Here is a 23360-nt window from a genome sequence, read left to right as displayed (position 1 = left end):
AAATGTATTGGCTTTTATTTGTTTTTGTATTGGCATCCAATAGGGTGGGAACTAAACCATGTAGGGTGGTTAGCCTAGCACTCAATGGCATGAATAATTTTATCACTCATAACAGGCACCTCTTATTCATTTATTAACATATTACTTGTTGTAACAATAAGTTATCGTTTTCTTGGCATACAATTAGTTGGTTTTCGTGATTATCGCTGACCAATGACAAGATTGTGCTATGCCGAGCAATCCCACTCGTACCGAAAAAGGCATCGGCATCATAAAATTGGTTTAAGAGACAATGAATATCTTGTTGTACATAGCTTTCAATACATTGGCTTTTGTTTTTATCTGTGACCCCGCTATGCCACACTGAATTTAATTGGTGACCCGGTAATTGAAATTCACATTGTGCTTTCAATGCATCATCGAAGGATTTTACCTCGGTGGATATCGGGCGTAATAGCTTCGCTTTGATAGGTGCTCTTAGACTCTCGTAGAATCCTTGAGGGGCGAGTAATAGACTCGCGGCTTCTTCACTCGCCGTTGAGTCTAATTGAAATGCTAAAATAGCGTATAACTTAGGTTCAAAGGAGTTTTCATACATTGCCAATAGCCATTCACTGAGAGACATGTATGGTAATATTTCAACAGATTCAAGTGGCAATGATAGGCGAGCAGCTTCCTGCTCAATCAGTTCCTGCCAATTAGGCTCATTATCTTCAGCTTGCCAATATAGGGTAATAGGTTGGGAGAGAGAATGTTGATGGTAATATTCAGCAATGGGTGCAAGCAATTTTTGTATTATTATTTCTTGCTTTTTCCATGAAGAAAGCGATTTCAAGGCGTTTAGTGTCAATATATTATCTTTATTGATTGGTAATGAAGATAAAGGAACACTTTCTTTTTTCTCTTCATCGATTTGAGTTAATCGTGAATGCGTTAATAATCCAATGTGCTGACCCGCCCAATAACGCCACTCATTGTGGGCGTCATCTAACATATTCGTAAAAAGTTGATGACGATAAGCCGTGATTGAATAAACAAGTAATCGGACGAACAGGATAATGATCACCGGAAGAACAACAAATAAAGCAATTATTTGGTTGTTACTGACTTCACTAGACAATACCCCAATTGAAGATAAATAAGCACCTATGCCAAATCCGATAACACCAATAATCACGACTAAAAACAACCAAAGCATCAAGCGAGGTAATTTAGGCTTAGGTGGGTGCTCTAAAGAGGGAATTTTCCAGCTTATCATGACTGTTCACCTGACGAGGAAAGGCTCGCAATGAGGGTACAGCCACATTCGGTTTGAAAGCCGTTCAATGCCGCTTGGCGACCGGATATTAAAATGCGCGTTGAGCCGGGTAAAATGGCATTGACACCATGTCCTTTTTTAGGACAACTGACTTTATCTCCCACTAAGGCAATGGGCTTACCGTACATCATCGAGCCAGAAGCGGAAATCACTTCGCCGCAATGAGTAGTTTTGTCACCTAATCGAACAAGTGCGCGCATGTTAAGATCCTTTTATTGGTTATCCTGTTGTTTTTTATATTCAAACGTACCATCCCATTCAGGGAGTTCGGCAGGGGGAAGTGGAACGATTTTATCGATATCGGGGAACTTGGCGGTTTCGTCAGAAGCATCCATTTCTTTGACAATTGCTTCATAACGGGCTGAGCGTTCTGGGTCTGGTTTAACCGCTAGGTAATAATAGTCTTTTGGTGTTGTGTCTATTTTAAATGTATCAATGAGTATTGAAGCTGAGATTCTATGTCCATTTTCCGATGCTAATTGAAAAAACTCTAATGCTATGTCAAAGTTTTTTTCCACACTCTTATAAAACATCGCTGCTGTAAATGCAGCTTCTTTATTACCTTGTTGAGCAGCACAAGCAAGCATTTTTTTTCCAATTTCAGGTTGATAAGCAGGATTGTCTTTATCTGATAAACGTTGAGCGAGAAAAATATCACCAATAACATATTGCCCTTCTGGGCTGCCTAAATCGGCAGCCTGCCTAAAATAAGCTAACGCTTTCGTTCTATCAGCAGGTACACCATAACCCGTATCGAGATAATGTCCCATTTGGTAATAACCATAGCTGATATTCAGTTTAGCCATTTTTTGGATAATATCCCACACTTCTTGCGCTGGGCCTTTCCCGCCAATCGGGGGCACTTTGCCATAACTGATTAAATTACTGAGATTCAACATGGCCTTGGGGTGATTACGCTCCGCGGCTTTACGGTATAGAACACCAATTTGCTTATAATCTCGTTGATGTTTATTGACTTTTTCAAGTTCACGGGCTTGTTTAAACCAAACATCCGCTTCAGGGTCAACGGGAGGAAGAGTGTCTTTTTCATACACGCAGGTGAAGGTTAAATCAGGTTCTGTTTTTTGAGTCACAGTGACGTCCTTTTTATCGATGGGTTTACACCCCATCAATAGCAAGCCTAATACGACAACAGCATATTGACTGGCTAGATGGTTAGAGGATAAAAAGGAAAAGGTCATGATTACTGCCCCTCTGCCTGTTTTTTATATTCAAAGGTGCCATCCCACTCAGGGAGTTCAGCTGGTGGAAGAGGAACAATTTTATCGATATCAGGAAAGCGTGCCTCGGGGTTATTTCTAATTTCATCAGCAATAGCTTCATAACGAGCAGAACGTTCAGGATCTGGTTTTACACCTAGGTAGTAATAATTTTTGGGAGTTGTATTTGGGGCAAAAACTTGATTTAACCTAGATGCAGCACTACGCAAACCATTTTTAACTGCTAGTTGATAGTATATTAAGGTAGTATCAACATTATTTTCCACATTAAAAGAGTATGTAGCAAATCGACGCGCAGCTTCCCCATTGCCTTGTTTAGCTGCGCAATCCAACATACTTTTTCCTATTTCGGGTTGATAGGCAGGGTTATCTCTGTCCGATAAGCGTTGAGAAACAAGTATATCTCCAATCACATATTGAGCCTCAGGATTACCTAAATCTGCCGCTTGACGAAAATAGGCTAACGCTTTTGTACGATCAGCAGCTACGCCATAACCCGTATCGAGATAATGCCCCATTTGGTAATAACCATAACTGATGTTTAATTTAGCCATTTTTCGGATAATATCCCACACTTCTTGTGCTGGGCCTTTACCTTCAACCGGGGGGACTTTTCCATAACTGATTAAGTTACTGAGATTCAACATGGCCTTGGGGTGATTACGTTCTGCGGCTTTACGGTATAGCTCACCAATCTTGACATAATCGCGTTGAGATTTATTGACCTTTTCAAGTTCTCGCGCCTGTTTGAACCAAACATCGGCTTCAGGATCAACGGGGGGCAAAGTGTCTTTTTCATACACACAGGTGAAGGTTAAATCGGGTTCAGTTTTTTGAATCGGCAACTTTTCCTTTTTATCCATCGGGTTGCAAGCGCTCAGCACCAACATGCTACAAATCAATGCACTGCATTTAAATATGCGACGAGCAACAGATTGATGATGAAATAAAAAAGAGAGATTCATCTTGGTTATTGCCCCTCTGCCTGTTTTTTATATTCAAACGTGCCATCCCATTCAGGGAGTTCAGCAGGTGGAAGAGGAACGATTTTATCAATATCGGGGAATTTGGCTCTAGGATTAAGTGAAAGCTCTTTTTCTATCAATTTATAACGACGAACCCTTTCAGGATCAACATGTTGTTCCATATAGTATATTTCATTCTTAGGGTCTGATGTGTTAAAACTTTCAGATAACTTATAAGCTGATTGATCGCTACCATATCGGATAGCTAATTGATAGTATTTCAGTGCCTGACTATAATTTTTATCACGAACTTCATAATTCATCGCAAGAGAATAAGCTGCGTCTGTATTACCTTGTTTAGCCGCACAATCGAGTAGTTTTCTGCCTAAGTCCAAACGATACAACGGAGTTCTTGCATTAAGGAATTGCTCCGAAATGGCAAGTTGTCCTTCTGGATTCCCCATTATTGCGGCTTTTAAAAAATAACGCATCGCTGCATCTGAGTCTTGTTTTACTCCGAAACCTCTTTGGAGATAAGTCCCCATAATGTAATAACCAAAGGGAATATCCATTTGTATCAGTTGCTCAACTAAATCAATCACCTCTTCAGAGCGTTTTTTACCTATCATAGGTTCAGCTTGACCTGTTGCTATCATATTCTGTAAGTTACCTATAGCTTTGTAATGTTTTTTTTCAGCCGCTTGACGATACAATGTAGCAATATGACCAAAATCTTTAGGACCTTTTTTAATTTCTAAGCGACGTGCTTCTTTAAACCAAGCATCAGCTTCGGGATCTAATGGTGGAAAACTGTCTTTTTCTTGTACACAGGTAAATTGAAAATTTTTTAAGGTATCATTCATTTTATTTACTTCCTTTTGTTCACATCCTGCCAACAATGGAAAAAAAATCACCATTAAACTTAAAAGTATTTTTTTAAATTCCATAACTAGTCCTTGTTATCCCATTTTTTATTTCCATCAAAAAACTCAATTAACGATGCAGAAGGTGTGGTTGGTATTTCACTATTTCTAAGCTCTTTATTTCTTTTAATGATTTCTTTCCAATGTTTAAATTCTTTTTTAAAATCATCACTAGCCCGTTTTGTATGCATTTTCCATAAATGCTGCCGGATAGGCGGTATAATATTTGTCACATCAGTATCTTGAATGGCGATATTAAATTCGCTGTCAAATAACATACTGCGTAAATTCACATTACTAGAGCCTAATGTCATAAAAGTGTCATCAATCATTAGCACTTTGCTATGAACATAAACAGATTTCCAATGCGGTGTTGTTGAATCAGGTGAAACTAATGTGCAAATATGCGATTTTATTCCGGGAATCGAACCTGCGGCTATTGGTTCCTCATCACCCAATTTATGCTCTTTACGATGATAATTAGGCACCATGTCTGGTCGTTGTAACGCTTCAATCATTTTATACGTTTGATAACTTCCGGAATGTATCGCTGCATCATTAGAGCTATTAGTGACAACAAAGAGATAGAGTGGGTTTTGTTCTATATCATAGCCTTTTTTAACTCGCTCATTGACCGCTTCTTGTAATAGCTTTACAAAAGGAGGATAACGAAAATATTGGTTTTCAATGTAAATATATTTCCTTGCCCTTACTAACGTATGCTTATATAAGCGTAAAACATCAAATTCATTATACTGAGGTTGAGTACGACAAATTTGAGCCATCACTTTTTTTAGTGGGATCATTCCACCTACAGTAACTGAATGAATCAATCTGTTATTAATTTTATCCATTCGCTGTTGGGTGAATTGATGGTCTTCCTCGGTAAAAGATGACCGTCGACTCAGTTCAGCATCTTCCCCAACATTTTTTTCCCATGCTTCGACAAAATTGTGATTGATATGCGCCAAAACGGCACCACAAACACATGATGAGTTATCTTGCCATGCGGTATCAGCATCTCGACCAATAGCTGCTGAAAACTGGTGTTCAGAATGAGAATCCTTATCCCAATAGGTGGAGAGGGAATTGTGCCCCATGACAAATCCGACAGCATCATCTGGCACTTCATAATCAACCAGAATCACTTTTTGATGGTGAGTTGGGTATAAAGCAAGTAGCCGCCCTTGAATATAACCAATATCGCCATATTCTTTTACGTGATGGCTTGTTTGTCGTTCAGTCGCTTCTTGAATATCATTGGTCCAATTTAATTCTCGATGTCTGACAAGGATATTCCCTTTTCCTCTTTTCTTGATTGAAATCTCCCAATGCCACTGACAGTCATATTCATAATCTTCAGGTGTTTGGTATGGTAACTGGTTACCGGAAGCACTGTAAACAGCAGGCGTAGCTGGTGTATAAACAGCAAAATTACCATAACCAAAGTTTTTAGGAGTAGCTTTCCATCCCGGAAAGTTAGGATCTTGACTATCCCCCCTAATGTATACCAGACTAATATACGCACCTTAACACCGCGATCTGCCGCTTCAACAAGTAGATCTCCCACTCTTTTGGCTTCGTCTTTACTCCCCCGAGTAAAATACATGGATGATTGAAATCCCCATGTAATAATATCAATACTTTTTTGTGCCTGTTCAATCGCTTTAGCTATTGTGGCAAAAGCACGTTCACCATTAATTAAAGGGGCAAAACCTGCAGCAACAGGTGCATATTTACCACTGATAAACCATTGAGGTGTCAGTATTGCACTATCATTTTCCCCTAACACGAGATTGATGGTTTGTTCCGTTGCATCGCTCATGACTATTTTTCCTCTTGGTTATCTTTCAGTGATTCACTCATCAATAATTTTTTGAAAATATCTCTATGTGTCATACCTGAAAGTTTTTTGCCTTCCATGCCCGGCATTGGTTTGAGAGCACGAAATCCTTCCCTTGAAGCCTCATCTTCTTGAGTGTTTTCTGAGTCTGCTTTTAAAAGATTGATGGTGAATTTTTCACCGTCCAATAACTCTACTCGATATTTTTCTATGGACGTATCATGTTCAATCTGAATATTTCCATTTTCATCGGTGAATCCTTTCGCTAATAGCGCTCCATTACCATATAAAGTATACGGCTCAAACGCACGCGCCTTCATCGGACTCTGCGGAGAGGAGCTCAGTTGAAAGCGCAAGGTTTGTTTTGGCATTGATTGCGGAAACTGTGGATGAGTGACATCCATTGAAGCCGCTCCTTCAACCACCCAGTTAGTTGCTTTGACGGTTTGGTTGCTGGGGCTGCCGTACTCAATCTGCCCGCCTTTCAAGCGAATATAAGCACCACCGCAGGTCAGCAATAACTCATCTTTAGCGGCGACGACAGTTTTACCGCCCGTGCTGGTGATGGTCATGTCTTTGAGTGAGGTGAGGTGCATTTCATCGCTTTGCGCTTGGATTTCCACCTTGCCTTTAGCCGCGAAGGCTTTTATACCCAAAGTATGGGCAAACAAACTAATCGCTTGACCTGCCGCTAAGGTGATTTTTTTACCTACCGAGATATCAGTCTGTTTATTGGCCGTCAGGGTAATGTTTTCACCGCTGTGAGCCTGCACCGTTTTCGGGGAGGTGAGAGCAATACCTGCAGGGGCGCTGAGTAATAACGCCGCTTGCTGCAATTTATCAATAGATTGAGTCAGTAACGTTTGTTGCGCTTTTAAATCTGCTAGTTCGGCTTTTGCCACCTCTGCCGCTTCGCGTAGCGAACTGACTAAATTCAGCGCATCATCAAGCTGTTGCTTGGCTTCGCGCATATCCAGTTGTTCAGACGAGGCTTTCGTGCGTAAATCTGTGCTGATAAACAGCCCTTTTCCTGCTCGAATAGCGCCCCAGCTGTCGGTTCGCAGCTCAAAGCCATCACCGCGCTTTTCACGCCCTTGATTAACCAGATGCCCTAAATTGAGTTGCGATTTCCCCCCGTATTCGGTGCTGAATTTGATGTGTTCTTCCCCGCGTTTGTCTTCCATACGTAGCTTATTATTTGCCGGAGTACGAATGACATTGCGGGTATTATTTTTGTCGGTGATGTGGTCGGGACGATGCGAGTCATGCAACGCATGGGCGATATACGGCCTATCCGGGTCGCCCTGATGGAACCCAATGGCAACTTCTGTCCCTTGGATTAAGGGGAAGTGCATGCCGTAGGTATCGCCTGCGTAGGGTTTCGCCAGCCGCACAGGCATGCTTTCATACCCAGTGGGCTTTTCATCACGGTCGGCATCGAATTTAACCCAATAAAATCCATGTTCATTTTGATGGGCATAGATATCATGTGGCTTGGCGCTAGTAATCCGCGCCATTAACGTACCTGCAATCACGGGGTGAGGTTTAAGAGCTGGTCGCCAGCACAAAGCTTCGGTGTACGACGTTGCTTCAAACTGCACGACTAAGGCACTGCTGCGGCTACCTGAAAATCGCAGGCGGCTCAGGAGGATTTCAGATTGAAAGTCAGACGGTAATGTTGAAGGCAGTTGGTTATCGGTAATTTTGAGCACCAATAGCGGCGTTAGCATCGGTGAATTACTTTTACCGTGCAGTTGAGTTTGACGAACCAGAAAACGCTCATGGTCAAGGCGTGACCAAAAGTGAGCGGTTTCCGTTTCAGGTTGGTACTTCTCACCGCGCTCAAGGTGACGAGGTTTATAATGGTAGACATCGCCGTAGTGGATGTCCTCTCCCTCACCTCGAGTCATATCCGTTTCAATCGATTGCAGAGTTTGCATCGCTTGGTGGTGATTGTAATCTTTGGTGGTGACACTGCGCTCAACCACTTGATGACGTAGTGATAACCCCCAGACACTTTCTACACCCTCGTCATTCATCCCTGATGGGCTATTGAGAGGTAGCTTGAGGTCATACACATAGGCTCGTTGGCTATCCCCAAAATGAATAACTTCGGTTTTGGTATCCGGTTGCAAACTGAACGAATAGAAAATCCCCACTTCACTTAGCAGGCGTTCAATAAACTGCCAATCACTCTCATTGATTTGGTTAATTTGCTCCCGCTTTGGGTATTGACGCTGCAAATGAAACTCAAATTCCCAGCCTTTCATGTCATGCTCACGTAAGATGAGGTCAATGACGTCTGGCACGGATTTATTTAAGAAGAAGCGGTGAGTGCGCATTTGGTGGCGTAATAAGGAGACAAACGGTTCTATCACAATTTGGTATTGTGTTTCATCAGCGGAGCCAGACAGCCGCTTGAAGTGGGTGATCACGCCATGAACACGTTTTTGCGGCTCATTCAATGTGTTCAGCATAGCCAATGGCAGGGTAGGCGATGAAAAGGTAAAATCAGCACTGCGGCGTAGAAATTGTTGCGCTTGCAGGTTTTTGTTTGGGGAGGTAAAGGTAATCTGATAACGATAAGTTTCGCTAATGGCTTCACGTCCAGTGAAGTGTTCAACATCTAAGTGGGTCTGGCAACCTTGTACAGCAAGCTGGTAGCGATTATGGGATTGAAACGGCTTAATGACAATGTCGAACAAGCTCATGACGTATTCCTTTCAGATGCTTTGTGGCAACCGAAAATGAAATGCTAGAGTAAGGTTATCCACGCTAATGCCAATTTATTTACCTTAAGCTAACCGATTGTTATAAATAAAAACAAATTTATTATTTAAAAATTTTGACGCATTTAGCATAAAATAGATTTATCTGAATGGTTTTACACGCATAATAAGTTTTTTTGGCAGTTAAATTATATGCATGTGGCAGGTTTAACTAACCGTTTGCTTTAATGCTTTACTTTTGGCTGTGGCTTATACTTGGGGTATTAGCGCTAGGTGTTCAGAGTCGTTTAGAAAAGACATATTGTTCCGATAACCGAGTCCAGAAGAAACTCTAAGGTAAGCTGGTGTCCTTTTAACCGTGAGAGCCCTGTCGGAAAAATTTTATAGATATTGCGTGGAAACATTTAATAATGATCTTAATACGTTTCATCATTACTCTTTGATTAATCGTGGGGCCTTCTCATGGCAGGGCGATCCATCATCATGGCTATTAAGTATAACATTTACTATGGTTGAGCGAGTATTTGTGAAACGTAGTGATTATCAAATCAACCAACATGGTGCTGATGATTGAAAGCCTTGCTTGTATGATGGAAGCATTCTGAGTTGGATTTTTATTATTTAAGGCTTGTTATGCTGTAGAAGCACCAAGGCAGGCAACGTGAGACCCATATTGCTTTATTTTGCCTTTTTAGTTTTAGCCAGTTAATTTTTACAACTAATAAAACGCCTCATTACCTATTTTCAGCTTTGAATTGGCATACTCCATTTTTTAGAGGTAGATTCAATTGCTAAATAAATCACTTTCGGCACAGAGTCATCGCTGGGGAAGACCTTACGTTTCTTTATAGCATGACGGATAACGCTGTTTAATGACTCGATGGTATTAATATAACTATCTAATTCGACTATATGAATTAAACTTTTAGGGGGGAATATATACCGATGATATATAAATTGATGTGGTCGACTTTCGTTTTAATAAAGTTTTAAAGTTAATTTTTGGAGCGGTTATTTTTGATTGTCATAATAAGACAGTCTAATTGTTACCTGAAATAGGCCAAGAGTAAAATTGTTTTAAATTTCTAGTGTTAAATCATATCGAGATAGTTAAATTAGTTCATATTTCCGTTTAATAGGCTTAGTTAATCAGTTTAAGCGGTTAATTTGATATTGAACTTTGCATAATATTGTACTTGTTCAACATTATAACCAGTATGGTCTTATACTGATTTGATTAATGTATATGCTTATTAATCAATGTATTGGGTTGTTATTGAGCTTTTTTTTGACGGGTGGGGAGTCGGTGAAACTCAGTTAATAAAAAATAAAACCAATGTTTATCTAGTTGAAATTTATTTATTTTATAATCATAAAAAAAACGCTATAGTAATAAGTAATCAATTAATAATCATATAATGATAGGTAATATTGATGTGAACTTGCTTAAAAAATATTGTCATCATTTTAGCATTAGCTTGCTAGCTTTTTTATTAGTAGGCTGTACACAGGGAAACTCTCCACTATTTCCCATGCTAGGTGCTTATTTTCCTTATTGGATGTTGTGTGTCTTAATTGGACTAATAGGCGCAGTGTTATTACGTGTTCTTCTGGTCCGCTTAGAAATCGATGATAAGTTACCGTTGCCCTTGCTGTTTTACTTTGGTGTCTTGCTATCGATTGCCATTACAATATCTTTACTTTATTTCTCTCATTAAATTATGAATACAGAAAATAAAAAAAAGCTCGCAATCATTATCACAATCGGTGTGTTTGTGGCTCTATTGCTTTTGCTATGGAAAAGCCTGCAATCATCAGTTTTGAACCCATTAAGTGAAGATGCGGTGATTGAGGCAAATAAAATCAATATATCTTCTGTGGTACCTGGGCGGATCAGCCAATTTCATGTTAAAGAAAACATGGAGGTCAAGGAAGGTGACCTATTATTTACGATCGACCCTACCATGTACCAGTTGCGAGTGGATCAAGCTCGAGCTGAATTACTTGTTGCAGAAGCAGCCCTCAGTAATAAAAAGAGGATCATCGTTGCTGAAACTTCAAATTCTGAAGTAGCAGAAGAACAAATCAAACGTGCACAAGTTAATCTTGCTCTTGCCACACAGTCATTAAAACGTTTAGAGCCTTTATTAGCTAAAGGTTTCGTGACTGCTCAACAGGTTGATGATGCACGTACTTTAAAACGTGATGCAGAAGTCAGCTTAAAACAAGCCCAAAAACAAAATGTAGCTTCTGAAGCATTAATTAATAATACCAAATCCGAAGAGGCTCTCGTTCAGTCATTAAAAATGTCATTGGCTATGGCGGAGTGGGAATTAAGTAATACGGAAATCAAAGCACCGAGTAATGGTTATATCGTCGGGTTAACCATGTCTGCTGGTGAGTTTGTGTTATCAGGCCAGTCTATATTTACATTAATAGATACTGATACATGGTTTGCATCTGCTTACTTTAAAGAAACGGAGTTAGGCAATATTCAGATGGGGAGCTGTGCAGTAGTTTACTCTATGATCAATAATAAGCAGCCAATTAAAGGTAAAGTGCAAGGTACAGGTTGGGGGGTTATGTCTACTGATTTACTCAATATTCCTAGGGATTTGCCTTATGTGCCTAAATCACTAAATTGGGTACGAGTCGAACAACGTTTTCCTGTCAGGGTGATTTTAAATAATCCACCTAAGGAATTAATGCGAATAGGTGCCACAGCTACTGTTAATATAGTATCTAAAGATGATGACTGCTAAAACTTCACTAGTTTTTCAACAAATAAAGCAGGATTTGTTGCCATTCGAGTTTCGGTTTTCGACGGCGTGGCGTATTTCTCTACTCTGCGCATTAATGGCAGGTATTGCCATGTTATACGAAATACCAGAGTCGGCGATCAGTTGTTACCTGATCATTTACCTTGTTAAGTCTGACGCAGTTGAAAACATACTATTGTGTATCGGTGTCATAGTCTTATGCAGTATTGCTGTTTGTGTGATTTTTATATTATTTAACTTAACCATTCAAAATGTGATGTTACGCTTTTTCTTTATGGCGTTATTTTCTGGCTTATTTATGTATTTATCTTCTGCCAGTAGTTTGGGCGATATTGGTAATTTAATCGCGCTTGTGATCGCATTTTTAATGACATTAATTGATGATATTCCTTTTGGCGATGCTGCAACTAGGGGGCTGCTGTATGCTCTCTTAATGGCAGTATCACCTATGTTACTGGTTATTATCTTTAATTATTTTTTTGGTATTAGCCCAAGAAAATTATTACTCAATAAATTGTCAGAGCGCTTTTTAAGTGCGCATCAATTTTTTTTAGGGGATAAGCTCCAGCCAATTAAAATAACCGAAGCTTTAGCTACTCAGTCTGAATGCAAACGTTATTTAATGTTTATTAAGCTTTTTTTCCTAAAAGGGAAAAAAGAAATACAATGGCTAGATAGCATGATTGATAATTCCTATGAAATACTGATCATGTCTTTGAATTTACCGGATGATACATCATCAGCAGTGCGTATTGAGCTATCAGAAAAATGCCAATTTATTGCACAGTGTTTATCTACAAATCAACTTGAACAGTTAGAAAACCTTAAAGATAGCAAACCAACTAATAAGAGCAATCAACAGTTATTGGATGATTTCCTAAATATTTTATTTAAGAATAAAACATTCAGTGACCCAAAAACGAAAATGCCGTTTTTTGTTGAGGATGCTTTTACTAATCCTAATCATAAATATTTTGCAATAAAAACCACTTGCGCAGCACTGATATGTTACGTTCTTTATGACTTTTTTGAATGGCAAGGCATCCATACGGCGATGATCACTTGCTATGTTGTCGCATTAACATCAGTTGGTGAAACTGTGCATAAACTGACACTGCGTATCACGGGGTGTTTAATTGGTGCACTGATTGGGATTATTTCGTTACTTTATATTATTCCTCATTTATCCGATATTTTTAGCTTAATGGTATTGATTTTCTTCTGTATTTTACCCGCAGCATGGGTGGCTGCCGGTAATGAGCGTATTTCCTATGCAGGAGTCCAAGTTGGACTTGCATTTTTGCTAACGGTATTACATGGGTTTAAACCTAGTTTTGATATGGATGTCGCTTCCGATAGGATTTTAGGCATCTTATTAGGCAATATAGTGATGTATATTATGTTCACTAAAGTGTGGCCCGTATCCATCATGACCACGATTAATAAGCAAATTAAGAATATCTTAGATAGTTATGCGGCACTTAAATTAGGCAATTATGAGAATAATGTGCAAGCGCTCAGTTTAGTCTCAACAATTAATGAAGGCGTAATAAAAGCAAAAGATGATATAGACTTGTTAATCTTTGAAACTCACTCTAAAGATAAAGGTGATGCTTTAACTCGCTTCTTTAAACAGCTGTTAGCTGAAGCCTCAGTGGACAGTTATCAAAATTATGCTTCTAAATTTATCTATTTTAATCATAAAGATAATTTAGCTCCCCATGCATGCGCTAAATCAATTAGTGACTTTAAACGTGATGTATTAAATTCGCTACCGATAATATTATCAGCTCAAGAAAAAGAGCAAGTCATGCAAGAACTCATTAGTGAGAAGTAATAATGACGGCACAATTAACAAAAAGTAAAAACAAACAGTATTTGCTCACTACTTTTCTGAGCGTATTTCTTGTCGGATGTGTCGATACCAGCCGCTCATTTATGGAAAAAGCCCAGCAGCCGCTACGATATGAATCCGAAAAATACCTTTCTTCTCCTGAAGAGAATTTGTATGCCGAACATAATGAAACACTTAAAGAGCAGTATGACTTGGCTGATCTTATCGATGTTGCGCAAAAAAATAACCCTGAAACACGTATTGCTTGGGAATTAGCCAAAAAGGCGGCGGTTGATGTTGGAATGGTTGAAAGCACCTATTTGCCTGTTATTACAGCAACAGCATTAAGTGGTTATCAACGAGGGACTGTAAAGCTTCCGCATAATGATCTTGTTGATAAAATCGATGTTTCTAACCATGTTTTTATCCCAGCGGTGACGTTTCAGTGGTTGTTGTTTGATTTCGGTAAGCGTGAATCTCTCGCGAATGCAGCAAAACATGCGGCTCTAGCTTCCGATTTGAACTTTAATTTACTTCATCAAAAGGTCATTCATGATGTTACTACGGCTTACTATACTTACGGAGCCGCACAGAAAAAAAACAAAATTACTGCTGAATCCTTAGCACGCAGTAAAAATGCCCTTTATGCGGTGGAACAGAAAAAGGCGCGAGGTCTTGCGACCGTGCTTGATGTTGCATTAGCTAAGCAACAGGTTGCTCAATTAGAATTCCAAAGCGTATTAGCCGCAGGGAAAGAAAAAGACCAGTACCAATTATTGCTATCATCCATTGGTATGTCTCCACTTCAGTCTATCAACATCCAATATAGCGACAAAGATGTTCTCCCTGATGATATCGCGCCATTGACCCATGAAAGGATCAGGAATGCATTAGCTCAACGCCCTGATGTACTTTCTAATTATGAGCTTATGCAAGCAGCGATGAAAACGACTCAATCCGTTGAGTCTGATTATTTTCCTAAAGTCTATTTGGCCGGTGCTGTTGCTGGGGGAAATAGTAGCTTAGATGTACAGGGGTTACCCGGTATCAATCAAAGTACTTCCTCTTCAAATATTTTACTTGGGGTGAGTATTCCGCTTTATGAAGGGGGGATCAGGCAAGCCCGTATGAAGAATGCACAATCAGATATTCTGATTGCTCAAGAAAATTTACGAAAAAGCCAAGAGTTAGCGATCCGAGAAATGAGCTTAACTGAGAACGCGTTAAAATCAGCATTGGAAGCGCATAAAGCGGCAAAAAATTTAGTTGAAACAACTCAGTTAAGTTATACCGCAAGCGTTGATTTTTATCATAATGGGCTAGGCACGGTGACTGAAATTAATGCGGCAGAAATAGCATTATTTACAGCAGAACTTGCCCGTATTGATGCTTATACTGGCTCAGTTATTGCTGCTGTTGATTTAGCTTTTTCATTAGGGGAAATAGAAAAAGCATTACCTCGTTATGAACAGGCTAAAGCTAAATAAATAGTTTTAAACTGTAGAAGATAGGGATTACTATCTTCTACAATTGGTGATTAAATTAATAAATATCGAGTTGTTTAAAAATAGCTTTACCTTCATGGCTAAATTGGTCAATCGAATATTGAGTATAATTCATTTCACCATACCCTCTAATATAGATAGTTCCATTAGATAAATCAGATAAGCAAGTCCAGACAGTATATTCAGACAGTAAAATATCACCTTTCCCTTCACCTTCTCCGATATTATCAACAGTGATATTTTTAGTGCGATCAAAGTTATTCATTATATGGGCAAGGGTATTTATTGCCTCTTTTGCATTATCAGCTTGCGGTGCGTAAGTACTATAAAAAACGGCACGAACAAAACGCCCAACCGAGGTATCTGAAGAAGGGAGGTTTGCAGTTGCAATTCCGCTATCTGGCTGAGTCACTCGGATATTACCTAATAGATTGGTTGACTTATCAAGGTTAGATAATTGGCTATAATTATTGAGGTTTTTTAAATGCCATTGAAAATCAGGCCCATTAGTCATTACACGAGTTGGGTTATCAAAGACTTGTAATTTGCCGTTAACAGCTTCAACGACGATACTGCCACCTTGTTTATCATAAAAAGCATAATGGAATGGTGATTTTAAATTCCTAAAGTTGACGAGGATTGGGGACCAAAAGAAGCCACTTTCAATAGCTTTTTTCACTTCGTTAACATTGCTAAAACTAGATAAAGCCCATTCACCTATCGAGGTGACAGGTAATGACTTGGAATAATTTTCAGGTTCAATCGGTGAGAGTTCTGCTTCTGTGATCATATTGGCACTAAAAGTTAACCCCTCACTATTTAAACCTTGAAACATATTATGGTTATCACCATCAAAATAAATTTCAGTTGTTATAGCAAGAATGTCGAATTTAGATGTATAACTAATACCATTTTGACCATCAGGTGATTTTTTCTGAAAGAAGGTATTTACTGGGTAATATGTTATCCAAGAAGGTAAGTTTTCAGTTAATTCTAGTGTTCGTCCTTGGTAAATATGATTTTGACTATCTACTATTGATAAGCTTGTGCACATTTTATTAGTCTCTTATTGATAACATGTCAGTAAATTAGTAAATAATAATGACGTATACTATAAACTTATATTAGCTTCACTGAATAAACAATAATAATCATTAAAATATCTGACTTAGGCTTAATCTAATAAAATAGGTGAGTTTATAGGTAGGGGAATTATTAAATAATTGAACTGGACTTATTTCTAGATTAATGTCAGTAAAAAATGATTGAGAACACTCAGAATATTAAATAATAAAGTCATTGTATGGCATGAAGATCTAGTACAGAGAATAGGGGAGAATGTCAGTATTTTTGTAACCCCCTACATACTTTTCAATAACTTATATTACTATGAAGGGGGATGGTTTTGGCTAAATTGTCTATTTTGACTAATTAATAATATATTAAAGCGTTAGTGTTATTAGCTTCGTTTACCATAATTAGCGAAGTCTTCAGGCTTAGGAAATCCATAACTAGGGTCACTATTACGAGTCGGAAGGCGCTTTTTCATACTCGCTACTATTTCTGGTTGCTGGCTTGCTATATTATTACTTTCATTCGGATCTTCTTGAAGATCAAATAGGACAATGGGGCGCTTGGTACCTTTAGGCACGCTACCATAGCTTTTCATTAAGGATGGGTCAAAGCCCTCAATGAGTTTATAACGTTTATCTCGTACCATACGCCAATTAAGTAGGCCAGAAGTTACATATTCTCGGTGATCATTGGTTCTGCCTTCCAATAAAGGCCTAAAAGAGAGGGCTGTCATGCCGTCAGGGATCTCTGCCTTAGCATAATCTAAAAATGTTGCGGCAATATCAATAAGGCTAACTAATGCATCACTAGTGCGGTGTTGAATATTAGGCCCTGCAACGACTAATGGAACACCAACAGATGCATCATAAGGGACGTTTTTACCCCATCGGTTATGATCACCGAGCATTTCTCCATGATCACTTGAAAATACAATGATTGTATTTTCAAGTTCCCCCCTTTGTTTTAACTCATCAAGGTAGATCCCTAACCAGCGATCAATATTTTCTACCATTGCAGTGTAATTTTGTCGAATAGCTTCATGTTGTTCTGGATCGAGTTGGGTTGAATTAAAGGGTTGAGGAAATTTACGTCCGCGAACAGTTTTTTCCATTCTTTGAGTGATATCCTCAGGGTCATGAGGGCCTGCAAAATTTACTACCATATGCCATGGCCGATCTTTAGGAAAACGGCGTATCATTTCAATTCCAGTACGTCCAATCCAGTTATCAGCATAGTCTTCATCGTCAATAGGTGTCGGGTAAGTTTTTGCGTACGCTTCTGGACCTTTTGCTCGTCCACCTCCTCGAGAGGTGATATCTGCAGCATGAATATCTGCAACACCACGCTTAAGCATGTAAGCCATGTAAGGTTCAAATGGTGTTTTAAATTTATCCCATTCTAATACGGCATCACCTTTACCTGCACAGTTCACCATGTCTGAAAAGCCCCACTCGGACATATGGTTGCGGCCATCAATACCGTTATCAAATGTCGGTTTCGCGAGATCTAATTTCCCACAAGCCCCTACGTAATAGCCGGCATCGCGTAGTTTTTCATAATAGGTCGCTTGTGTTGTTGGATAAACAGTAAAGTTATCACCTACGCCACACCGGTCGTACTCACGACCAGAGGCAAGGCAAGCACGAGAAGGGCCACACACAGGGGAAGGAACAAACGCTTGCTGAAAGCGTGTTCCCCGAGCAATTAATGAATCTAAATTGGGGGTTTTAACTTCGAGGTTAGGGTTTGCGCCTATCCAGTCAAAGCGGTGTTGGTCTGGTAGAATAAATAAAAAATTAGGACGTTTATTGTTCGACGTGGTCCCTTGCGCTTGAGCTGAAGTAATTGACCCCATTACTGCAGGAGCTATCATGGGCGTTAAGACAGTCGCTAATAGGAAATCTCGGCGTGTCAATTCATTAATTTTACTCATAGACATGCTTCCTCATTGATCGAAAATAGTTCACTTATAATAAGAATGTAAAATCGATCTCACCTTGTGGAGACAGAGAAACTGATCAATTGGCAACATTCTTGATTCGCTTTCTTAATAGGCAACTACCTGAAAAATAAATGCGTATAACTTGAATTCTTATGATTTTTAAAACTCATGGCTTATAAAAGTAAGAGTGCACCTTAATTGTTATCACTAATGATTTAAGGTGCATTTATATTTCAATTTATTGATTAATCAAGATTTTCTCCATTTGAAGCGATCACGCGTTGATACCAATAGAATGATTCTTTCGGAATACGTTTTAGCGAACCATGACCTTCATCGTCTTGTTCTACATAGATGAAACCGTAACGCTTGGTCATTTGTGATGTTCCACAACTAATCAGGTCAATACAGCCCCATGTGGTGTATCCGATTAAATCAACGCCATCACGAATTGCTTCTTTCATCGCTATAACGTGCTCTTTAATATAGTCAATACGGTATGGGTCAGAAATCGTACCGTCTGGATTGAGCGTATCACGAGCTCCTAAACCATTTTCTACAACAAACAGGGGGATACCATAGCGATCCCACAGCTTATTCAGTGTGATGCGTAATCCCGTTGGGTCAATTGGCCAGCCCCACTCAGATTGTTTTAAGTATGGGTTTTTGATTTTACTCACTAAGTGACCTGATAATTCTTTTGCATCAGGTCCGCCTTTGGTGACATAAGTCATGTAATAGCTTAGCGAGATAAAATCTGCTACACCTTCTTTAAGCACTTTGAAATCTTCCGGTTCTACCTGAATATGAATATTATTTTCTTCAAAATAACGCAGCATATAAGTCGGATATACACCTCGGACGCTGACATCTGGATAGAACAGATTGATTTGGTCTTCTTTCAATGCTTGTAATTGGTCTTCTGGATTACAACTTTCTGCATAAGTTTCTAGTCGGCAAATCATGCAACCAATTTTTGCGTTAGGCATCATTTGTTTGCCTAGCTTAATAGAAATTGCACTGGCGACGAACTGGTTATGAGAGGCTTGGTATGCCGCTTGTTCGACATTTTTGACTGTGTCTGGTAGCGTACCTGCACCGGTATATAAACTATTGAGGTTCATGTTCATTTCGTTGAACGTGATCCAATATTTAACCTTCGATTTGTAGCGTTTATAGCAAGTTGTGGCAAATTTAACGAATAAGTCGATTAATCTGCGATCTTGCCAACCGTTGAATTTTTGCGTTAGCGTTAATGGCATTTCATAGTGAGATAGCGTAACAAGTGGTTCGATACCATATTTTGCTAACTCATCAAAAACGCGATCATAAAATGCTAAGCCTTCTTCATTGGCTTGCTCATCAATACCATTTGGAAATATACGCGCCCAAGAGATAGATAAGCGAAATACTTTAAAGCCCATTTCAGCAAATAATGCGATATCTTCTTCATAACGATGATAAAAATCGATACCCCAACGTTTAGGGAATAACGCTTTACATTCAGGTTTTAAATACTCTTCAAGTTCTTTTGATGTGACGTTAAAAGTAAAGTTATTGACTCCGCCATCTGCATAAGGGTCTTTATAAGCGGCAACATCTGAAGTAGAAAGCCCTTTTCCACCAAGGTCAAAAGCCCCTTCAATTTGGTTTGCAGCAGTAGCACCGCCCCATAAAAATCCTTCAGGAAAGCCAATTGTACTTGTGTTTTTAGTATTTAATTTCATAATTTCCTCTTTCTAAATCAATTAACGGTGAGCAGTGTGGTTTTATTACTCGTGACATATGGTTGATTTATCACTTGTAATTCACTGAATTCGTCAAAGTTGGTTATCAAAACCGGGGTGATTGTTGATAATGAATGTTTAGTTATATTTTCAATATCGAACTCGATGAGTAGGTCACCGGATTTAACGCTATCCTTTTCATTAACATGGAGGGTGAATCCTTCACCATTTAATGAAACAGTATCAATGCCTACATGAATAAGGATGTCTAACCCATCTGGGGTTGTAATTCCGATGGCGTGTTTACTTGGCGTGACCATTGAAATGGTGCCATCGATAGGTGCATAAACTTTGTTATCTGAAGGGATGATGGCAACGCCATCACCAATGATTTTATTGGCAAAAACGGTATCGGGAACTTGTTCAAGCGGTAAAGTTTCCCCGGAAATTGGCGCGAATAAACATAAATGTGGTGGTTGTTTATTATGGTTTGTTTCTTTTGATTGTGTTTTTTCTGGTATTTCTTGATGAGGTGGCGTGTTGTCGCGGCAAGTTGGCAAACTATCTTTACTCGGCTCAAGTCCTGACTCATCTAGTTTTAGAAATAGGGTGATAATAAAGGCCAAAGTAAAGCTAGATATCACCGCAAGGCAGATAAACATGAAGTTATTCGTGCCTGCTTCAACATAGGTTGGCAAGGCAGTGATCCCCGGAATACTAAACGCAAAGGCTTTTACGGCGAATGAGCCTATGATTCCGCCCCCTACTGCGCCACCAATTAATGCCGCGTAAAAAGGTTTCTTCAAGCACATGGTGACACCATAAATTGCAGGTTCAGTGATACCAAAAATGGCTGAAAGGGAAGAGGAATACGCAATAGATTTCAATTTTGTGTTTTTACTTTTGATAGCGACAGCCAGTGTTGCCCCTGCTTGGGCTAGGTTACTGGATAGGCTAATAGGTAATAAAACAAAGTCGTAACCTAATGTTTTAAAATTGGAAAATGTGGCCGGGAAAAAGGCATAGTGCATACCAGTTATCACTAATAATGATAAACAGCCCCCCATAATAAAGCCTGCGACAGGGCCTGCGATATTAAATAAAGCTGAGAATGTTTGCTGTAAATATTCACCAACGTAATAGCCTAACGGTGCGAGTAGTGAAAGGGTGATAATTGAAGAGATTATCAGCACCAATAGCGGCACAAAAATAATTTTAATACTCGCGGGGATGATTTTTTCAACCCATCGATTGATATAGCTTAATAACCAAACCCCAAGAATAATTGGAATAACAGTAAAGTTATAAGTAATGTTAGGAATAGTAATACCAAAGAAAGACAGCGTAGGTTCACCTTGGAATATAGGGTAAACCAGAATGAAGGCTAGGGTTACGGCAATATATTCATTGGTTTTAAATTTCCGAGCAACGGAAAAAGCCAGCAAAATAGGTAAAAAATAGAAGGCCGAGTCTGAAATGGTGTAAAGGATTCGGTACTCTGAGCTCCCATTTGGAATAAGGCCGGACATATCAAATAGAGCTAGCAACCCTTTGAGTAACCCCGTTCCAATGATAGCCGGTAATATTGGGGTAAAAATACCCGACAGAAAATCAAAAAATGTATTAACAATATTTTGTTTAGTCTCTGATATTTCTGGTGGTGACGCCTCATTGGTTATTGCTGAGCCATGAGGTTCAACTATTTTATGTAGCTCAGTGAAAACATGTGTAACGTGGCTGCCTAAGATAACTTGTAACTGATTACCTAGGAAATTAACACCTAGTACCCATGGGATGTCACGGAGTTTATCTACATTAACTAATTCATTGTTATGAAGATTGAAACGCAAGCGTGTAATACAATGCCAATGTTGACTGATATTATTTTTCCCACCGATAAGAGTGATAATTTGTTCTGCGACTTGTCTACTTTCCATAAGTATACCTATAAAAAAACCTGAACAACGGCCTCCAATTTAATTTTGGAAGTGTTGTTCAGGTTAATGCCTAGTCTTGCCAGTTACACACCTGTTATATTTCAAGCCGAAGTTTATGCCTGACTTATTTTGTTTTATTTTATAAATAATCCAATGAGTAATGCTAAAATCATTGATGAATAATAATACGTTTTTACATATAAAAGCATTATTATTCACGATTCCAGAGTCTGTAACTCAAAATGTAGACATAAAAAAACCTGAAACTATTGAATAATAAAATTCAATACATTTCAGGTTATTGCCTAGTCGAACTAGTTACAGACCTACCATTACTTTATAGAATTTTTATACCTGAAAGACAATGTGAGAATAATGGATTTGTGATCTGTACGACAGAGATATACATTTGCCTTAAGTTTGTGTTATCATTTTGATTCAAGAAATAAAAAATTATTTAGTTTTTATTTTATTCAAAAATGAAGTGCTATTAAAATAATCGCCGTTCTTGAGAGCAAGAAGAACCGATTGCTTACTTCGGTATTGATCACAAAATATAGGCATAAATCTTGCCTTTTTTGTAGAAAAGATATATCTATATCAATTGGTGTGTTACTAGCTAGACTAGGCAAAAACCTGAAAATGCTGAAGTATTACTTCATGTCATTTCAGGTTTTTTTTCGTTTATAACGTATAATAATGGAAGTCGCCTATATGTACCTAATAAAAAAAGTTATAAATAATAATGTGATACTTGTAGACAACGAAGCCCAACAAGAGGTTGTTATTATTGGTAAAGGCATAGGCTTTAACTCTAAAGCAGGTCAAAACTACCATTGTAATGAAAGCGATGAGCTTTTTATCAAGCCTCAAGACCATGATATCCATAATTTTCTTGATAATATTCCTATTGATATTATCAAATTGACTATTGAAGTTATCAATAAATGTAAGCCCATTTTAAATGCGGATTTAAGTGATAGCTTAGTTATTACACTCTCTGAACATATAACTTTTGCCATTGAGAGAAGCAAAAGTCGGGAAATGAATGTTTCTCTGTATGAAGTGCCTTATTTATATCATCTTGAATTTATTGCAGGAAAGGTTGCAGTTGATTATATTAATGAAAAATTTGATGTAAGTTTACCAGCAAGTGAAGCATCTCTTATTGCACTTCATTTTGTTAATGCAAAATTAAATAACAAAAGTGTTGGAGATACACTCAGGTTTACACAGATAGTTTATAAAATTGTTAATATTGTAAATTACTCATTTCATATCCAAGTCAATACTGAGTCGGATATTTTCTCTAGATTTATTAATCATTTAAAATATTTATTGATCCGCTGTCAGGCAAATCATGACAAAAGTAGTCAATTTAATTCTATTCTTGAAGAGTTGGTAGAGAAAGAATTAATGAAAAATTTTGTATGTGCAAAAAAAATAGCGGAATTGATACAATCTGAATATAACCTTCCAGTTTCTCGTGAGGAAATTATTTATTTAGCATTACATATAGAAAGACTTTTAAATGCAGTTTAG

Annotated in this window: 18 protein-coding genes and 1 pseudogene; 6 read left to right on the top strand and 13 right to left on the bottom strand. The window is 38.5% G+C overall.

Annotation, left to right across the window (positions count from 1 at the left end; genetic code table 11):
* Positions 1–133: 133 nt before the first annotated feature.
* From RB151_RS18355 to RB151_RS18320, 8 genes are all read right to left on the bottom strand, one after another.
* A complete protein-coding gene (locus RB151_RS18355) occupies positions 134–1258 on the bottom strand; it encodes a hypothetical protein (protein ID WP_042846157.1) in 1125 nt (374 codons plus the stop codon).
* Entirely contained in the window at positions 1255–1518 is a 264-nt protein-coding gene (locus tag RB151_RS18350; RefSeq protein ID WP_006662121.1) for a PAAR domain-containing protein, read from the bottom strand. The genes RB151_RS18355 and RB151_RS18350 overlap by 4 nt, the downstream gene beginning before the upstream one ends.
* A 12-nt stretch (positions 1519–1530) precedes the next feature.
* Positions 1531–2448, bottom strand: coding sequence for an SEL1-like repeat protein (locus RB151_RS18345; protein WP_094301240.1), 918 nt, complete (start codon positions 2446–2448; stop codon positions 1531–1533).
* A gap of 74 nt (positions 2449–2522) precedes the next feature.
* Positions 2523–3524: an SEL1-like repeat protein gene (locus tag RB151_RS18340; protein WP_222708741.1), complete on the bottom strand. Its 1002-nt coding sequence runs from the start codon at positions 3522–3524 to the stop codon at positions 2523–2525.
* Positions 3525–3529: 5 nt separating this feature from the next.
* Positions 3530–4471, bottom strand: a complete 942-nt coding sequence (locus tag RB151_RS18335; RefSeq protein WP_042846153.1) for an SEL1-like repeat protein — start codon at positions 4469–4471, stop codon at positions 3530–3532.
* 2 nt (positions 4472–4473) lie between these two features.
* Complete coding sequence (locus RB151_RS18330) at positions 4474–5595, bottom strand: phospholipase D-like domain-containing protein (protein ID WP_071548605.1); 1122 nt, start codon at positions 5593–5595, stop codon at positions 4474–4476.
* Between the two features lie 122 nt (positions 5596–5717).
* Positions 5718–6272 (bottom strand): phospholipase D-like domain-containing protein, encoded by a 555-nt coding sequence (locus tag RB151_RS18325; protein ID WP_071548604.1) that lies wholly within the window; start codon positions 6270–6272, stop codon positions 5718–5720.
* Between the two features lie 2 nt (positions 6273–6274).
* Entirely contained in the window at positions 6275–9001 is a 2727-nt protein-coding gene (locus RB151_RS18320) for a DUF2345 domain-containing protein (protein ID WP_071548603.1), read from the bottom strand.
* 412 nt (positions 9002–9413) lie between these two features.
* On the opposite strand from RB151_RS18320, the gene RB151_RS24465 reads away from it, so the two are divergent.
* Complete coding sequence (locus RB151_RS24465; protein WP_042846147.1) at positions 9414–9593, top strand: hypothetical protein; 180 nt, start codon at positions 9414–9416, stop codon at positions 9591–9593.
* A 170-nt stretch (positions 9594–9763) separates the two neighbouring features.
* Here RB151_RS24465 and RB151_RS23240 read toward each other — a convergent pair.
* A pseudogene (locus RB151_RS23240) lies at positions 9764–9907 on the bottom strand (transposase); the annotation flags it as partial.
* Between the two features lie 530 nt (positions 9908–10437).
* Here RB151_RS23240 and RB151_RS24460 point away from each other — a divergent pair.
* From RB151_RS24460 to RB151_RS18290, 4 genes are read left to right on the top strand one after another with little or no spacing between them, the layout of a single operon-like run.
* Positions 10438–10737, top strand: coding sequence for a YtcA family lipoprotein (locus RB151_RS24460; RefSeq protein ID WP_208291984.1), 300 nt, complete (start codon positions 10438–10440; stop codon positions 10735–10737).
* Positions 10738–10740: 3 nt separating this feature from the next.
* Complete coding sequence (gene mdtN, locus RB151_RS18300; RefSeq protein ID WP_042846146.1) at positions 10741–11781, top strand: multidrug transporter subunit MdtN; 1041 nt, start codon at positions 10741–10743, stop codon at positions 11779–11781.
* The gene (locus tag RB151_RS18295; protein ID WP_042846144.1) at positions 11768–13636 is read left to right on the top strand and encodes an FUSC family protein; all 1869 of its coding nucleotides are present in this window, start codon (positions 11768–11770) and stop codon (positions 13634–13636) included. The genes mdtN and RB151_RS18295 overlap by 14 nt, the downstream gene beginning before the upstream one ends.
* 2 nt (positions 13637–13638) lie before the next feature.
* Positions 13639–15120 (top strand): TolC family protein, encoded by a 1482-nt coding sequence (locus tag RB151_RS18290; RefSeq protein WP_071548602.1) that lies wholly within the window; start codon positions 13639–13641, stop codon positions 15118–15120.
* Positions 15121–15175: 55 nt separating this feature from the next.
* Here RB151_RS18290 and RB151_RS18285 read toward each other — a convergent pair whose 3' ends face one another.
* The 4 genes from RB151_RS18285 to RB151_RS18270 all read right to left on the bottom strand — a co-directional run bounded on the left by RB151_RS18285 (position 15176) and on the right by RB151_RS18270 (position 21818).
* Positions 15176–16192 carry a linear amide C-N hydrolase gene (locus RB151_RS18285; RefSeq protein ID WP_042846142.1) on the bottom strand — a complete coding sequence of 339 codons (1017 nt, stop codon included), beginning with the start codon at positions 16190–16192 and terminating at the stop codon, positions 15176–15178.
* A 405-nt stretch (positions 16193–16597) separates the two neighbouring features.
* A complete protein-coding gene (locus tag RB151_RS18280; RefSeq protein WP_052219337.1) occupies positions 16598–18145 on the bottom strand; it encodes a sulfatase family protein in 1548 nt (515 codons plus the stop codon).
* Between the two features lie 254 nt (positions 18146–18399).
* A complete protein-coding gene (locus RB151_RS18275; protein ID WP_042846141.1) occupies positions 18400–19881 on the bottom strand; it encodes a glycoside hydrolase family 1 protein in 1482 nt (493 codons plus the stop codon).
* A gap of 17 nt (positions 19882–19898) precedes the next feature.
* Positions 19899–21818: a beta-glucoside-specific PTS transporter subunit IIABC gene (locus RB151_RS18270; protein ID WP_071548601.1), complete on the bottom strand. Its 1920-nt coding sequence runs from the start codon at positions 21816–21818 to the stop codon at positions 19899–19901.
* A gap of 699 nt (positions 21819–22517) precedes the next feature.
* Between RB151_RS18270 and RB151_RS18265 the strand changes: the two genes are divergently transcribed.
* A complete protein-coding gene (locus RB151_RS18265) occupies positions 22518–23360 on the top strand; it encodes a PRD domain-containing protein (RefSeq protein ID WP_080750893.1) in 843 nt (280 codons plus the stop codon).

Origin of the sequence: Providencia rettgeri (assembly GCF_001874625.1) — a bacterium.
Taxonomy (GTDB): Bacteria; Pseudomonadota; Gammaproteobacteria; order Enterobacterales; family Enterobacteriaceae; genus Providencia; species Providencia huashanensis.
This window is presented reverse-complemented; position numbering and strand designations above follow the sequence as displayed.

Excerpts from the sequence above, each read along its gene's own strand:
- mdtN (WP_042846146.1), top strand. The coding sequence starts at position 10,741 with ATGAATACAGAAAATAAAAAAAAGCTCGCAATCATTATCACAATCGGT.
- RB151_RS18325 (WP_071548604.1), bottom strand. The coding sequence starts at position 6,272 with ATGAGCGATGCAACGGAACAAACCATCAATCTCGTGTTAGGGGAAAAT.
- RB151_RS18285 (WP_042846142.1), bottom strand. The coding sequence starts at position 16,192 with ATGTGCACAAGCTTATCAATAGTAGATAGTCAAAATCATATTTACCAA.
- RB151_RS18355 (WP_042846157.1), bottom strand. The coding sequence starts at position 1,258 with ATGATAAGCTGGAAAATTCCCTCTTTAGAGCACCCACCTAAGCCTAAA.
- RB151_RS18335 (WP_042846153.1), bottom strand. The coding sequence starts at position 4,471 with ATGGAATTTAAAAAAATACTTTTAAGTTTAATGGTGATTTTTTTTCCA.
- RB151_RS18270 (WP_071548601.1), bottom strand. The coding sequence starts at position 21,818 with ATGGAAAGTAGACAAGTCGCAGAACAAATTATCACTCTTATCGGTGGG.
- RB151_RS18350 (WP_006662121.1), bottom strand. The coding sequence starts at position 1,518 with ATGCGCGCACTTGTTCGATTAGGTGACAAAACTACTCATTGCGGCGAA.
- RB151_RS18295 (WP_042846144.1), top strand. The coding sequence starts at position 11,768 with ATGATGACTGCTAAAACTTCACTAGTTTTTCAACAAATAAAGCAGGAT.
- RB151_RS18340 (WP_222708741.1), bottom strand. The coding sequence starts at position 3,524 with ATGAATCTCTCTTTTTTATTTCATCATCAATCTGTTGCTCGTCGCATA.
- RB151_RS18265 (WP_080750893.1), top strand. The coding sequence starts at position 22,518 with ATGGAAGTCGCCTATATGTACCTAATAAAAAAAGTTATAAATAATAAT.
- RB151_RS18280 (WP_052219337.1), bottom strand. The coding sequence starts at position 18,145 with ATGAGTAAAATTAATGAATTGACACGCCGAGATTTCCTATTAGCGACT.
- RB151_RS18275 (WP_042846141.1), bottom strand. The coding sequence starts at position 19,881 with ATGAAATTAAATACTAAAAACACAAGTACAATTGGCTTTCCTGAAGGA.
- RB151_RS18290 (WP_071548602.1), top strand. The coding sequence starts at position 13,639 with ATGACGGCACAATTAACAAAAAGTAAAAACAAACAGTATTTGCTCACT.
- RB151_RS18320 (WP_071548603.1), bottom strand. The coding sequence starts at position 9,001 with ATGAGCTTGTTCGACATTGTCATTAAGCCGTTTCAATCCCATAATCGC.
- RB151_RS18345 (WP_094301240.1), bottom strand. The coding sequence starts at position 2,448 with ATGGGGTGTAAACCCATCGATAAAAAGGACGTCACTGTGACTCAAAAA.
- RB151_RS24460 (WP_208291984.1), top strand. The coding sequence starts at position 10,438 with ATGATAGGTAATATTGATGTGAACTTGCTTAAAAAATATTGTCATCAT.